Consider the following 14,488-nt stretch of genomic DNA (forward strand, 5'->3'; position numbering starts at 1 on the left):
ATTTAACCTTAGACAATCTTTTGCGGGAGGTTCTTAAGGAGTGATTTTTTATTAAACGGAATTTACCGTAAGGTTTCAGGTTCAGCCTTATGAGAACTGATGTGCATGCATGATGGCACTACTTCGGCGGTGCCTATTTACGACCCCGCCACCCGTAAGATAATCGGTATTCCGGTAATGAGTGGAACTTGAGAAATGGTACACCGGCACACGCTGGGCGTGGTGATCGCAGCGGTTGATTCAATTGAAAAACAAATATCCGCCTGCGAATGGCTAGAACATCTGAAATTGCAAATCAGTATAAGAACTTGATTATGAATGCTTTGCAGGGTTAATAACTTTGGACAATTTCGGAAACGTTATACATGCAACAAAAAAGCCATGGATACCTTTGGTATAAAAGAGAATCCGGTTAATTACTAAAATCGCCACACTTCCTCTTCTCACATAGAAGGGACGCATATCCTCGAATTTTCCATTTATGTCACCGCCTGCTCCCTTATACCCCGGTGAATTTGATCAACTCCCTAAACCGACGGGGATTAAACCTCGCATTAATGGGGCTAAGCCCAAAGAGAATAGCCCTATGAGCCAAGCCCCAAACCATGTTATCATTAAATTGCATCACCTAACTGACTTAGTCAACTATAATCATGTCTTTCGTTTCTTTCATAAAGTATCCGAATATTGCACCTGTCGCATAGATCACGGATACTAACCCCAAAGCTAAACCCAGACTATACTGGCTGGCAATACCACCCATTAAAAAGGGAGCTAAGGCCGACATCATTCTGCCGCTGGCATAGGCAAAGGCGGTTCCGATACCACGTACACCGGTTGGAAATTGTTCAGCAACAAAGGCTGCCAGTGGTCCCCAATAGCCGTATGTTATAAAGCCAAATACCCCTGCCATCCACAATATTGCCGTTGGGCTGTTTAGGTTGATCCAGATCAACATAACAACTGCCGAGGCCAGGGATCCGAAGATAAAATTTGCCCGGCGTCCGAGTTTGTCTGCAAGAAATCCATAAAAATAATACCCAATAAAGCCTCCCACATTTAAAATCATTAAATAACCGCTCATGTCTTTTAAATTTAGGCCCCGTTCTGTTGAAAGGTAGGCTGGAATCCACGATCCCGCTCCCCAGTAAGAAACCAGGCAGCTTGCGCAAAGTCCGAAAGCCAATAATGTGGTTTTCAGATTGGCTCCTTTGAGAAGATCAGTCCAGGTTGCTGCCTTAACATTAGTTTTGGAGATGGATTCTTTTCCTTCGGTTTTGTTGCTTTGTGCTTTTAACCAGGCTGGTGATTCGGGAACAAGTACAGCGATATACACTGCTGCAATCAAAGAAATGATTCCTGAAAAGAAAAGAATCTGCCAACCATAGGTTGGCACAAAGTAAGCATTCACTCCAAGAGCCAAAGCGTAGCCCAGTGGCCAACCGCTCTGCACTGCCGAAGTAGCACGAGCCCTTTGTTCAGGAGGGAAGAATTCACTTACTAATGCCGCGCCAATAACCCATTCTCCTCCCAGCCCTATACCGGCTATAAATCTTAGGACGATTAATTGTATATAATTTGTCGCAAATCCACACAAGAAGGTAAAAACACCAAACCAGATAAGGCACAAGATCAGCATTCTTTTGCGGCCAAACTTATCGATCATTGGTCCCCAAAAATAACCGCTTAAGGCTGCGCCAAAAATGGTCGCTGTACCAATTAGCCCGGCACTGGCCAAACTAATGCCCCATGTTTTTACCAGCAAAGGGATCACCAGGGCCAAAACCATAAAGTCTTGAGCATCGAAAATATAGCCTAATATTGCACCAGTCAAGGCTTTATACTTATACTTAAAAGGATTAGCTATTATTTTTTGGTTATAGTTTAACTCCGCCATCTTATTTCCTCCCTAAGTTCATTCTTACTTAATTTACTTGAACCGTCCTAATACAAATTTCTTCACTGCAAAATAAAGTCCAATATATAAAGTAAGGATCAGTATCTGTTTCCATCCCTCCATGGATTCCCTTCAGCCTCCTTAAAGATCATGACAGGAGCGTCTTTACCAGGCAGTCCGTCCACTATTATTGCTGGCGGCAATCCTAGATCAAACAGCCAATAATCCACCGTCAATACTTAGGGTAATTCCGGTGCAATAACTTGATCCTGGGGAAGCAAGGAATAATACTCCGGTCTTTAATTCATCCTCACTGCCCAAACGGTGCATGGGAATTAAGTTTTGAGTAAGCTCTTCATGGTACTCTTTGTTTCCGTCACTTAATTGAGATGGGAACCAGCCCGGAGCTATGGCATTTACGGTTATATTGTATTTAACCCATTTTATCGCTAAATCTCTGGTTAAACCGAGCAGAGCGGCCTTGCTCACCGGATAAGCCACAGCATCCATATATTTAGCGTAAGTTCCCACAAAAGCTAAATAGGAAGCTATGTTGATAATTCGCCCGTAGTTCTGTTTGGACATGATTTGACCGGCTTTTTGGGCCATAAGCCACGCACCGGTCAAATTAGTTTCAATAACCTTATTCCAGCCGCTTAATGGAAGTTCAAAGGTTGGAGCACCCCAGGTGGTTCCTGAATTGTTAATAAGGATATCAACTCTGCCAAACTCTTTCATGACCAGATCATATAGATCATCGATCATTTGAGGCTTTCTTAAATCCAGGGCAACGGGAAGCATGCGTACTCCCAGTTCCTTCGCCATCTGCATAGCAGCCTCTTGGCAACGCCCTAAATTTCGAGCTGCAATAACCAAATTAGCTCCGGCTTCTCCCAGGGCGTAGGCCATTTGCCTGCCGATTCCTGTTGCTCCTCCGGTTACGACGGCCACCTGACCTGTTAGGTCCAATAGTTCTCTAATATGTCTCACGTAATCTTTCCCTCTCTGTAATTTAGTTAAGGCATGAATCTGATAGTTCCCTTACCTGTGATAATGCTTAACGATTTGCGTCACCCTCTTCAATGCCCGTTCATTTTATCAAACTCCTTTCCGTTAAACTAATTGGAATATTCGGATATTTTTAACTATTGCAATCTTTGTGCCAAAGGTAATTTACATTTAACATGCAGGGGATTAAGTGGTCATGGTTTTGTTGGATACGCATCGTCTGGCAATATATTTGCAATTAACCGTAGAAATATAGTAATTCGGATTATAATAAATCAATTTAAAACCTTCCCACTATTACGAATTGTATAAATCGCTGTCTACAACAGAAATTAATAATTTTTTAGAGGAAAGTAAAAAACTGGGTGATCTCCAAATACCGGTGGAATGCATGTTTGTTGATGCGATCTAGAGTTACCACATGCAAACTATTAAAGAAGAGAATTAACAAAACATTTAAATAATAGTTTAAGGGGGGAATGTGTTTTGAAAAAAATATGGTTTGAAAATTATCTTTCGGACACAAGGCATGAATTGACTTATCCCGAAATCCCAGTTTTTCAGTTTTTAACTGACAGTGCCCTGGAGTTTCCAGAGAACGATGCCATTATCTTTGCAGACAAGCATACTTCTTTTGGTGAGCTTGATTTGTACACCAATCGTTTTGCCAGATTTTTGCAGGATAACGGAGTGCAAAAAGGAGACCGGGTGGCCATATTGGCGCCTAATTGCCACCAGAATGTGATTAGCTTTTTTGGAGCGCTGAAGATTGGTGCCGTTGTGGTGCAGAATAACCCGATGTATGTGGAAAGGGAACTGGAACACCAGTTAAATGACTCGGGCAGCGAAACACTGGTTTGTTTGGCTGATCTTTATCCAAAAATTAAGAACATCCGCTCAAACGTCAATCTGAAAAACATTATTACTTTCAATATAGACGACTCTCCTGTCTTAACCGGTGATGATACAGTTGATTTGCAGACAATACTTAGCAGCTGCAGTTCCGACTACCGGCAGGAATTAGTTGGCCCCGGCGACCTGGCGCTGTTGCAGTATACCGGCGGTACTACGGGAGTGTCTAAAGGATGTATGTTGACACATCGTAATCTTGTGGCTAATGTACTGCAAACCGCTGAGGTTCTTGGTAAAAACTATCGTCGCTGGAACGATTATGTTATTGGAGTCCTACCGCTTTTCCATGTGTACGGTCTTACCTGCATTATGAACATGTCTGTTTACATGGGGGTAACAATGATTTTGTTTCCGCGTTTTGATCCCAAGACAGTTATTGAAGCTATTGACGGCTATAAAGTTGGTGTATTCTTTGCTAGTCCTACAATGCTTATCGCAATCAATAGTTATAAGGAAATAGGCAACTACAATTTGCGTTGCCTTCATACTTGCATTAGTGGTTCAGCCCCTCTGCCCAACGAAGTGAAAGAAGCATTCTTTAAACTGACCGGAGTGGAAGTGGTCGAGGGCTATGGTTTGTCTGAAGCATCCCCGGTTACGCATAGCAACCCTGTGAATGGAAAAGTTAAGATTGGCAGCATTGGTCTGCCCATACCGGATACGGATATGAGAATTGTTGACATTAATACAGGTGGGGAATGCTCGGCTAAGCAAACCGGGGAATTGTGGGTTAGAGGTCCACAGGTTATGAGCAGCTATTGGAACCGTCCGGATGAAACCGCCAATGTTCTGGAAAACGGCTGGCTCAAAACCGGTGATGTTGTCGAAGTCGATGAAGAAGGTTATGTTTATATCGTCAGCAGAAAAAAGGATGTAATCATTGCCAGTGGATACAATATTTATCCGGTTGAAGTGGAAGATGTTTTATTTGCCCATCCCAAAGTTCAAGAGGCGGTGGTGATCGGTATACCCGATGCATACCGGGGAGAATCAGTTAAAGCGGTTATCGTGCTAAAGGATGGGGAAAATGCTACGCCGGAAGAGGTTATTGCCTATTGCCGCACCAAGCTTGCCGCGTATAAAGTGCCGCGCCAGGTGGAATTTAGAGATGTATTGCCCAAATCGGCGGTAGGTAAAATATTGCGCCGTGTTTTGCGGGAGGGATAATTAATAACTGCAAAAAAAATTAATTCATCGTCATATTTTTTACTAGGACATGTTTATCTATAGGAGTTCTTTGCAACAAGTCCCGTGTTATTTCCGGGTAGCATTTGGCCACCGGAATTTATCGCTATGCTTGCAGCCTAAAGTTACGGTCTTGGTGCTCAATATTTTTTATTCCTCTTATGCCTGGTTTGTATTGGATAAAAGAATGAATAGGCTAGACCCTTTACAAGGGAATCCGGAAAACGGTCCATGTCTTCCGGATTCCCCAGGCACTTAACAACTTTTATTCGTTTTCCTCAATCAGCGCTCTAGCCGCAGTCAGTGCCAGCACCTCGTTGGAACCATCCTCAATTAGTGCTGCCCGGGCGTCTCTCAGCAGTTTTTCAATGTGATATTCCTTACTCACCCCGTAGCCACCAAACAACTGGACCGCTTCGTTGGCGACTTCAAAGGCTGCATTGGTGCAATATACTTTGGATAATATAGAGTATCGGGTTACTGGCGGAAAGTTGGTGAAATTGTAATTCATCACCGCCCGAGAGACAGCGCGGGCTGTCTCTACCTTTTGGAACATATCAAAAAGCTTTTTTTGTACCAGTTGATGCTCACATAGAAGCTTGCCACCTTGCACCCTTACTTTGGAATAAGCTAACGCCTCTTCAAAGGCTGCCCTGGCTACGCCGGTAAACATGGCCCCCATGGTAGCGTTGGCAATGGCCAGTGTGGCGTCCAGCATAGTTTCGTAAGTATCGGGTTGGGACAGCATAAAATGCTTGGGCAACCGCACATTATCAAAGTAAATCTCTCCCTGGGGCAGTTCCCGCTGGCCCATTTTGTCCAGGCATTTGCCTTTGGAAACGCCTGGTAAGTCCAAAGGTGCCACGGCCACACCGCCGCCGGCCAGCCCCATAGATTTTTCAATATTTAAAAAGAGAAGGGCATGGGTGGCCTGCGGTCCGTTGGAAACCCAGGATGATTTTTGCCCGTTCAAAACCCAAACGTCCCCGTCCTGCCGGGCCGAAAGCTGACCGGTTATTTGGGGGTCCTTAAACCATGGCATGCCCACGGTGAGCTGGTCGGAGCCGTGGTTAGGCTCGGTGATGGCCCAGCAGCCGATGAAACTGTTGTCGGTTTTCTCTACAAAGGGTTTAATAACCTCATCGATTACCTTATCTTCATCATCGGGAGCCATTGATGCGAAGAAGGCCGGAAAACAATCCACCCCAATGGATACAGCAAAACCGGCGCTTCCCCAGCCTATTTCCTCCCAAAATATATGAGCTTCCAGCGGGGAGAGCCCCAATCCGCCGTTGGAAACTAAAACTAGCTGTTCGGATACAAGTATTCCCGCCACCAGGAATACTCCCGAAGCCGATAAATTTCTGGTTCGCGGGCGACCGGATTACATCGGCGGATTAAGTGGGTTTTATGATCTAAATTGGCATGCCAACTTGAATACGACTGAGAGTATTCGATCGGGAAAACCAGAGGCCAAAATCAATTATCATACCTCGCCGGAAGAAGAATTATGGAGATTTTTACGAAGACAGGTCCACAGCAGCCTTGGGGGTGGAAAAGAGATCGCGGAAAAACTGGATTTTTCAGAATTTGAAAGGCTTCTTGATGCCGGGAGGCCGGATTTTTATCTTCGGAAGCGTTTTAAAAAATTCCTGCTTGGCACCCCGGCATCATTGGCTTTTGGTCTAGCATCCTTGAATGTCTAAGATCATGAAAGAGCCTATAGGGAGAAAGAGTATCAAGAAATGCTCGTGAATGCCGATAACATCCCCGCCCCGTTTAGGTCTGAGGCCAAGGCTGCGAAGAACGGGTGGGGATGTATTATTATTCGATCTCCCTTTTCAGTGCATCAAAGCAAGCCTTTGCATCTGGTGAGAACTTGTGGAAGCTGATAAGTTTTTCGCACGGCTGTTCATCACAAAGTGCGCAGTTTTCCAGACCCCTTTCGCTGCAGCACTGTCTGATTCCGCAAGTCCGGCAAAAGTCGAGCAACCTTTCTCCTACAGTAAGACATCCGTCGCAGTTGATATCTTCGGGTTTCACATCTAACCCGAACTTCTCAGCCAACAAAGCCGAAGTCTTTTCCCTGGCGGCGTTATCATTGTTTTTGGTGGCCAAAAACGATGGGCAGTTAGAGCAGATAAGTCCGCAATAAGCGATCATTTTAGACATATAGTGTTTCTCCTTTCCTGTGTGTTTTTCAAGTAAATATTAATTTGTTTCTAGGAAATGTTTTTATTACGTCAACTATTTGATTTATTGTATCATTATGGTAAAGTTGTTGCGTATGAAGCTTCTGATAATATTAATCGCTTTTATTAATAGGATAGAAGAAGGTCAGGGAAATGGAAATACGTCAGTTAAAAGCTTTTGTCGCGGTAGCAAAGCTGTACAGTTTTACCCGGGCGGCGGAATTGCTTGACTATGCCCAGTCCAGTATAACGGCCCAGGTTGGTTCTCTGGAAGATGAATTAAGCACAAAGCTGTTTGAAAGACTTGGCCGGCAGGTCGCACTAACCAAAGACGGGGAAAAGCTGTTGCCTTATGTCAAACAAATTCTCAAGCTGACCTCGGAAGCAAAGGAATTGGTTTCCGGTTCGGCAGTTCCAAGGAGAGCGTTATCGCATACGAATACCCGGCGTACTTCTTAGCTTTAGGGCGCTGAGGCAATCTTAAAATCATAGGTTTCAATTTCCCATGTCAATCCTAATACTATGATAATGCAATCCTTAGCCTTTTCCAACATATTTGTTCCAATCCCTTAAATGAGCAATGGATTACTTATCTATAAAATGAATATCGTGTTCCGTGCTTTCGTCCGTATCAATCTGGAGGTCTTTCGGTATTCGCAGATAGAGAAGTGTGTCGTCGAGAAAAAAGTGGTCCGGTCCCGTGGTCGAAAACCCCATCCCGGTGAACTGAGCCATGGTGAAGTCATGATAAAACCGGACCGCTTCCAGATGAATCCTTTCCGGCTGAATTATTTCTAACTGATTACCTTTCAGCCGAATATCCGGCGGATTAGCCAGCGTTAAACGGTCTGGTGATTTTGGCGCGTAGCTTAATACCTCCAGTCTGCCGTCGCGGACATCTTTTCTCTCCACGGCAATGAAGGTAGAATACCGTTCATAATCCGGGGCCGTTATCTGCAGGCGTTCTTCCTGATAATCGAAATTCCACCGGGCAATGATTTCAGCGCCTTTGTACTTGGTCAACCGGCCCTCATGGAGCGCATCGTAAAAGGCATTGAGCTGGGGGTCATGATAAGAATACTGTCCCGGCCCAATCTCATCGACTTCAATCGGCTCCGGCGCACCGGGTTCTGCAATTGCATAAAACACAGGGACGGAGATAAATAAAAGAGCCATGTAGAAGCCCACCACCAAGCGGGTTTTGCCCAGTGAAAGGCGGACTTTGCTGAAGGCAACAAACGCAATGATAATTAGCAGCAGCAGGAACAGCAGGGTTATCAACGAAGCCATCATTGCCATTTCCTGACCTCCATTCTATTGAACAACAGAATTACACATCCAAAAATAATGACCGATATAAGGATAACCTTCAGGGCGAGGAGCGCGTGGGAATGCTCTGTGGAAAACCATTTAATAGCGCTGATCAATGTGTGGGCTTCGCCGGTGCTTCGGGCCTCCACAAACAATGTGCCAAAAAACAGGCCCGGCAGCAGCACGACAAAAGCAGGGTGCTGTTGCGCCAGCATGCCGGCGGAATAGCCGATGATGCTGAGAAGCGACGCATAGAGGGTGGCGGCGAAAATGCCGCTCAGCAAAGCCGACGGCGCAATCCAGAAGGCGGGTCCGGCATCCACGCCGCTATGGGAAAAGAACATGACCAAACGCAGCAGCAGGCCGCATAATGTGGCTGTAACCCCGCCGATGACGGCGGCGGTGATTAGAAAGGCCAGGCTGGAAAGGTGGCTGCTCAGTCGGTTTGTGACAAAGGTGAAATCTGTCTTGAGTCCGTTATTGGCCATATTGATTCCGATACTGAAAGCCCAGATTAAAGTAAAGATAATGATCATATCGCCGGTGACATATTTTATGGTGTAAGATATGCCCTGACTGCTGCTTCCCGAGGAGCTGCCTATGCCATTAAGGGAGAGGAGAAACGCCAGCAGCTGCACCGCAATCAAGGTGAAGAACAGGCCCGCGTGGGCTTTTGTTTTGTAGCGATACTGCGTTTTCGCCACGGTCAGTGCGCTAGTTGCTGTCAAAGACATCATCGATTCCTCCTTTTTCCCGTGCCGTCAGGTACACACAGAGATCGTCGGTGCCCACCGGTGAAACTGCCACGCCCGCAAGGCGGGCCTTTTGCAGTTCTTCTTCCGCAAATTGGTTGCGTATGGCCAGATATATGCTGTCTTTTCCCAGCTTTTTACGGTGGAAGACTTCGGCCTTTTCGGCCATCTTGGCAATAGTTTCTTCTTTGCCCTGCAGTCCGACGGCGTATTCTTTCAACTCATCAATAGGCATATGCAGGCATTTTTCGCCGTCTTTGATCAGTAAAAGATCGTCTAAAATGTCCTTGATCTCATTTAATAAGTGACTGGATAGAATGATGGTACGCGGGTGCTGCATGAAGTCTTTTAACAGTGCCCGGTAAAAATCTTTCCGCACCGCCGCGTCCATGCCGGTGGTTGGTTCATCAAAAATAGTCAGCGGACAACGGGCGGCGAGGCCGAGAATGGCATTAAACGTGCTGCGCATGCCTTTGGAAAGCTTGCTGTGGCGTTGTCCGGAATGCAGATTGAAGTGTGCGGACAGTCCCAAAGCCAGTTTATGATCCCATTGAGCATAGAAGCGGCCCGCGGATTCCAGAATTTGGCCGAGATTCATCGACGCCGGCAAGACCATGCTTTCATCCACAAAAATCATGTTGGCGGAAATCTTGATATTGTTAAATGGGTTTTCCGAAAAAACCTGAATACTGCCCGCATCAGGGAGCAGGTATCCGGCAATCATCTTCAGCAGCGTTGTTTTTCCGGCGCCGTTTCGTCCGATGAGCCCTGTGATCGTATTGGGTCTCAGCGTAAAAGACAGGTTATTGACCGCCGTGGTTCGCCTGAACGCTTTTGTCAGTCCGCTGCACTCAACGACATTCATTTATGATCCCTCCTTCGTTATACCTGAAGGTCGGCCGTTCTTATCATACTGATTAATTCATCTTCACCAACGTCCAGGCGTTTTGCTTCGGCGACTAACTCCAATACCAGCTGCTTTAGGTTGCGGTTTATTCGTTTGCTGCGAATAGCCGTTCCGGCGTGGGAAGACACAAACATGCCCAGCCCCCTTTTTTTGTACAGGAGTTTTTCGTTGGCCAGAATGTTCAGCCCTTTGGCAGCGGTGGCCGGGTTGATGTTGAACATCTCCGCCAATTGGTACTGGGAATATATTTTTTCATCGCTTGCGATGTTGCCGTTTAGAATCTCCATTTCCAGCCATTCTGCAATCTGGACGTAAATCGGCTTCAAACTGTCTGTATCCAGCAACAAACGATCACCTCCCCGTCACCTGTTGGTAGTATAGTGCATTACGCCTGTAATGCACTATACTACGGTTCTTGCTTTGCTGTCAATAGAGAGCTGTTGATAAATCATTCTTCTTTCCCCCTGAAAGATCGTGGTTTGGCCGAGGGATTAAGGTAAAACTGGTAAACAGGGAGAACAAGATCGAAAACTCCGCCGTCATCAGGGCAGGGACTGCCTCATCGGCAGCAAGCCGGTGGTGGTTGCTGGGCCGTGCGCCGTGGAAGAGGATAATTCAAACCTATCCAGACATAAAAATAAACCTTACCCATGTTTCCTCTGAACAAGATAAGGCTCTACAAGCAGTAGATGTTATAACAGGTTCCATCCGACGATATATAATTCGGGAGGATACGAAAAGTCTAAGTGTTTTTATACAAAAAAGCAATATGAGTTTAAAAATGATTAAAAAAATAAGATAACGGCATCACGCACACCCTTTCATGTTCCACGTTTCCCCTTAATGGGTACTAAGGCATGTTTAGGACCGTATACACCGTCCAGGTTGCACGATTTAGCCGCAATTCTATTAAGTATAGTTTACCACGGTTTTAATTTCTTAAACAGTATTTTTATTTACGTATCTTGGTTATCATGGTAATACAATATTCTCCCTTAAATAAACAGGACTTATGACATAATTGCAGAAATATGTAAAAGCATCATGTGCCTAGCATTCCATAATAATAAAAGAAGGGAATACACATGAGCCCAAGTAATTTTACCTTTTTAGCATCCAGATGGCCAACTTTGGCCCAGTTGGGTGAGTTAGCTGAAAAAAACTTACATGCTGACCCCAATACATCTTTAATCAAATTAAGAATGTTTGGGGAAATATTATCTAAAATTATTCTTTCCTACGAAAACCTTGAGGAACCTTATGACGGTAAACAAACCACCAGGCTTAGCTTGATTAAAAGCGACGGTGCTTTGCCCGACCGGTTAATAGGTATGTTCCACTCCATACGCAAGGCCGGCAATAAAGCCACGCACGAAGCCTACGGCACGGTACAGGAAGCCACCACCCAAATGACCTTTGCCTATCGCCTGGCCGTTTGGTTTGTGCAAACTTACGATAATTGGACCTTTAATCCGTCACCCTTTAAAGAGCCTGAAAAACTGCAGGATATTCACGAACTGCAAGACCTATTGCGCCGGAAGACCGAGAATTTTGAGGCCGAACTGGCCAGGTTGCAGGAAGAGCTGGCCCAACAAAAGGCCGCGGCTGTACTTACCGAAGAAGAAAAATCAAAACGTCATGACCGGGCGCAAAAAGCGGCCGCCAAAATTAAACTTTCCGAAGCTGAAACCCGCAAACTGATTGACCAGCAGCTGCAGGCCGCCGGCTGGGAAGCCGATACCCAAAATTTGCGCTGGTCAAAAGGCACTCGCCCGGAGAAAAACCGCAATCTGGCTATTGCTGAGTGGCCCACTGAGGCGGGTCCGGCGGATTATGCCCTGTTTGCCGGTTTGGAAATTATCGGGCTGGTTGAAGCTAAAAAGAAAAGCAAAGACGTAGTTGCTGACATGGAGCAAGTTAAAAATTACGCTAAGCATATTACCCAACGGGCCGATGAAATTATACCGGGCACTTTGGGGTCGTATAAAGTACCCTTTCTGTTTACCACTAACAGCCGGCCATACTTGAAACAGTTAGAAACCAAGTCCGGCGTATGGCTATTGGATGCCCGCAAAAAGACCAACCACCCCCGGCCCCTGCAGGCTTGGTACACACCGCAGGGCTTAAAGGAACTATTAAAGCAAAATATTGACCTAGCCACCGAAAAACTGCATCGGGAGCCATATGACTATCTAAACTTAAGGGATTACCAGGTGGCTGCCATTAAAACAGTCGAAAAGGCTCTGTCCGAGGAACAGCTTAATATCCTTATTGCAATGGCCACCGGCACAGGTAAAACCCGTACCACTATCGGTTTAGTTTACCGATTGATTAAATTGGACCGGTTTAAGCGCATTCTCTTTCTGGTGGACCGCTCCGCACTGGGGGAACAGGCCGAGGATGCCTTTAAAGAGGCCAGGCTGGAGGATTTTCATACCTTTACCCAAATCTTTGACCTAAAAGGCCTGGCTGATAAAACCCCCGAGACCACCACCAAAGTACATATCGCCACCGTTCAGGGCATGGTCCGGCGGATTATGTTCGGTGGCGACGATGCAGACACTCCCACAGTGGATAGATATGACTGCATTGTAGTAGACGAAGCCCACCGGGGCTACATCCTGGATAAAGAAATGGATGACGTGGAGCTGGAATTTCGCGACCAAAAAGACTATATCAGCAAATTTCGCATGGTACTGGAATACTTCGACGCCGTTAAGATTGGCCTAACCGCAACGCCTGCGCCCCACACCATAGAGATATTCGGCAAGCCCGTATTTACCTATTCATACCGGGATGCGGTGATTGACGGCTGGCTGGTGGATCACGAACCGCCCCACCAAATCGGCACCAAATTAAAGGAAACCGGCATCAAGTGGAAAAAGGGCGAGAAAGTACCCATATACGACTCGGCAACCGGCCAGATAACCAACAGCGAAGAACTGCCGGATGAACTATCTTTGGATATAGATAAGTTTAACCGGGCTGTCATAACCGAGAACTTTAATAAAACGGTAATCAAAGAACTGGCTAAGGAGCTTGACCACGAGGGGGAAGAGAAAACCCTGGTTTTTGCCGCCACCGATGATCACGCCGATATGGTGGTCAGGCTGATGAAGCAGGAATTTGAAGAGCAGTCCGGTACCATTGACGATGACGCTATTACTAAAATCACGGGATCTATAAAAGACCCCGTGGGGATGATTCGCAGATATAAAAACGAGCGCTTGCCCAACATTGCCGTAACTGTGGACCTGTTGACCACCGGTATAGACGTGCCCGAAATATGCAATCTGGTTTTCCTGCGCCGGGTGCGTTCCCGGATCCTCTACGAGCAAATGCTGGGCCGGGCCACCCGCCTGTGTCCGAGAATCAATAAAACCCACTTTGTCATCTATGACCCGGTGGGCCTGTATGAGGCGCTGGCGCCGGTTACCAACATGAAGCCGGTGGTAGCCAACCCCAGGGTGGATTTCACTACTCTGGTAAAAGAATTGCAAGAACTGGAAGACGAGGCACAGCAAAAGGTCCATGTGGAACAAATCGTGGCCAAGCTGCAGCGCAAAAAACGCCGGCTAAAAGGGCAGGACAAAGAGGACTTTATCACCCTGGCAGGCGGTCGTTCACCCGAAGATTTTATAAACTGGCTGGGCAGCGCCCCGGTTGCTGAGATAAAAGAGGAACTGCAAAAGCGGACGAACCTATTTTCCTTTTTAGATGAAAACCGCTATCAGCCCCGGCAGCAGCTGATTTCTTTCCATGAAGATGAACTGGTCTACCATACCAGAGGCTACGGCAATGCAGAAAAGCCGGAGGATTACCTGGATGAGTTCACCAGATTTATTAAGGATAATATGAATATCATCCCGGCCCTGCAGATTGTCTGTCAGAGGCCGCGGGAATTGACCAGACAGGCGCTGCGGGAACTTAAACTGGAACTGGACCGGCATGGTTACTCTGAGACCAGCCTGCGCACCGCCTGGCGGGAGATGACCAACCAGGATATAGCTGCGGATATTATCGGTTTTATCCGCCAGCGGGCTCTGGGCGACCCGTTATTAAGCCACGAAGAGCGCATTAAAAACGCCATGCAGAAAGTATACGCCCTGCAAAAGTGGACCAATGTGCAGCGCAAGTGGCTGGAGCGCATAGAGAAGCAGTTAATTAAAGAAACCGTAATCAACCCTGAGGACCTGGACAAAGAGCCCTTCAGGGAAACCGGGGGTTATAAGAAGATCAACAAAATTTTCAACGGCCAGATCGACCAAGTGCTTAATCAAATTAAAAAATCACTCTATCCCGACGAAAGGAAGCAGGCATAAAG

General features: G+C 46.3%; 12 protein-coding genes. 4 read left to right on the top strand and 8 right to left on the bottom strand.

Annotation, left to right across the window (positions count from 1 at the left end; genetic code table 11):
• Positions 1-637: 637 nt before the first annotated feature.
• Positions 638-1,897, bottom strand: a complete 1,260-nt coding sequence (locus tag ABDB91_RS01185; protein ID WP_347489800.1) for an MFS transporter — start codon at positions 1,895-1,897, stop codon at positions 638-640.
• A 210-nt stretch (positions 1,898-2,107) separates the two neighbouring features.
• The gene (locus tag ABDB91_RS01190) at positions 2,108-2,887 is read right to left on the bottom strand and encodes an SDR family oxidoreductase (protein ID WP_347489801.1); all 780 of its coding nucleotides are present in this window, start codon (positions 2,885-2,887) and stop codon (positions 2,108-2,110) included.
• Between the two features lie 504 nt (positions 2,888-3,391).
• Between ABDB91_RS01190 and ABDB91_RS01195 the strand changes: the two genes are divergently transcribed.
• A complete protein-coding gene (locus tag ABDB91_RS01195; protein ID WP_347489802.1) occupies positions 3,392-4,984 on the top strand; it encodes a long-chain fatty acid--CoA ligase in 1,593 nt (530 codons plus the stop codon).
• Between the two features lie 283 nt (positions 4,985-5,267).
• Here ABDB91_RS01195 and ABDB91_RS01200 read toward each other — a convergent pair whose 3' ends face one another.
• A complete protein-coding gene (locus ABDB91_RS01200) occupies positions 5,268-6,338 on the bottom strand; it encodes an acyl-CoA dehydrogenase family protein (protein WP_347489803.1) in 1,071 nt (356 codons plus the stop codon).
• A 97-nt stretch (positions 6,339-6,435) separates the two neighbouring features.
• Here ABDB91_RS01200 and ABDB91_RS01205 point away from each other — a divergent pair, with 97 nt between their 5' ends.
• The gene (locus tag ABDB91_RS01205; protein ID WP_347489804.1) at positions 6,436-6,708 is read left to right on the top strand and encodes a hypothetical protein; all 273 of its coding nucleotides are present in this window, start codon (positions 6,436-6,438) and stop codon (positions 6,706-6,708) included.
• Positions 6,709-6,826: 118 nt separating this feature from the next.
• Here ABDB91_RS01205 and ABDB91_RS01210 read toward each other — a convergent pair whose 3' ends face one another.
• On the bottom strand, positions 6,827-7,174 hold the full coding sequence (locus ABDB91_RS01210) for a DUF3795 domain-containing protein (protein WP_347489805.1): 348 nt from the start codon (positions 7,172-7,174) through the stop codon (positions 6,827-6,829).
• A gap of 173 nt (positions 7,175-7,347) precedes the next feature.
• Here ABDB91_RS01210 and ABDB91_RS01215 point away from each other — a divergent pair, with 173 nt between their 5' ends.
• Positions 7,348-7,653 carry a LysR family transcriptional regulator gene (locus ABDB91_RS01215; RefSeq protein ID WP_347489806.1) on the top strand — a complete coding sequence of 102 codons (306 nt, stop codon included), beginning with the start codon at positions 7,348-7,350 and terminating at the stop codon, positions 7,651-7,653.
• Between the two features lie 126 nt (positions 7,654-7,779).
• Here the strand turns inward: ABDB91_RS01215 and ABDB91_RS01220 are convergent, their stop codons facing one another.
• Genes ABDB91_RS01220 through ABDB91_RS01235 form a run of 4 tightly spaced genes read right to left on the bottom strand, consistent with a single transcriptional unit; the run spans position 7,780 to position 10,511 of the window.
• Positions 7,780-8,493, bottom strand: a complete 714-nt coding sequence (locus ABDB91_RS01220; protein WP_347489807.1) for a hypothetical protein — start codon at positions 8,491-8,493, stop codon at positions 7,780-7,782.
• A complete protein-coding gene (locus ABDB91_RS01225; RefSeq protein ID WP_347489808.1) occupies positions 8,484-9,242 on the bottom strand; it encodes a hypothetical protein in 759 nt (252 codons plus the stop codon). Before ABDB91_RS01225 ends, ABDB91_RS01220 begins: the two co-directional genes overlap by 10 nt.
• On the bottom strand, positions 9,220-10,122 hold the full coding sequence (locus ABDB91_RS01230; RefSeq protein WP_347489809.1) for an ABC transporter ATP-binding protein: 903 nt from the start codon (positions 10,120-10,122) through the stop codon (positions 9,220-9,222). Before ABDB91_RS01230 ends, ABDB91_RS01225 begins: the two co-directional genes overlap by 23 nt.
• Positions 10,123-10,139: 17 nt before the next feature.
• A complete protein-coding gene (locus ABDB91_RS01235; RefSeq protein WP_347489810.1) occupies positions 10,140-10,511 on the bottom strand; it encodes a GntR family transcriptional regulator in 372 nt (123 codons plus the stop codon).
• 738 nt (positions 10,512-11,249) lie between these two features.
• Here ABDB91_RS01235 and hsdR point away from each other — a divergent pair.
• Positions 11,250-14,486, top strand: a complete 3,237-nt coding sequence (gene hsdR, locus ABDB91_RS01240; RefSeq protein WP_347489811.1) for a type I restriction-modification system endonuclease — start codon at positions 11,250-11,252, stop codon at positions 14,484-14,486.
• The last annotated feature ends 2 nt before the right edge of the window (positions 14,487-14,488 follow it).

Source organism: Desulfoscipio sp. XC116 (genome assembly GCF_039851975.1).
In the GTDB taxonomy this organism is placed as follows: domain Bacteria; phylum Bacillota; class Desulfotomaculia; order Desulfotomaculales; family Desulfallaceae; genus Sporotomaculum.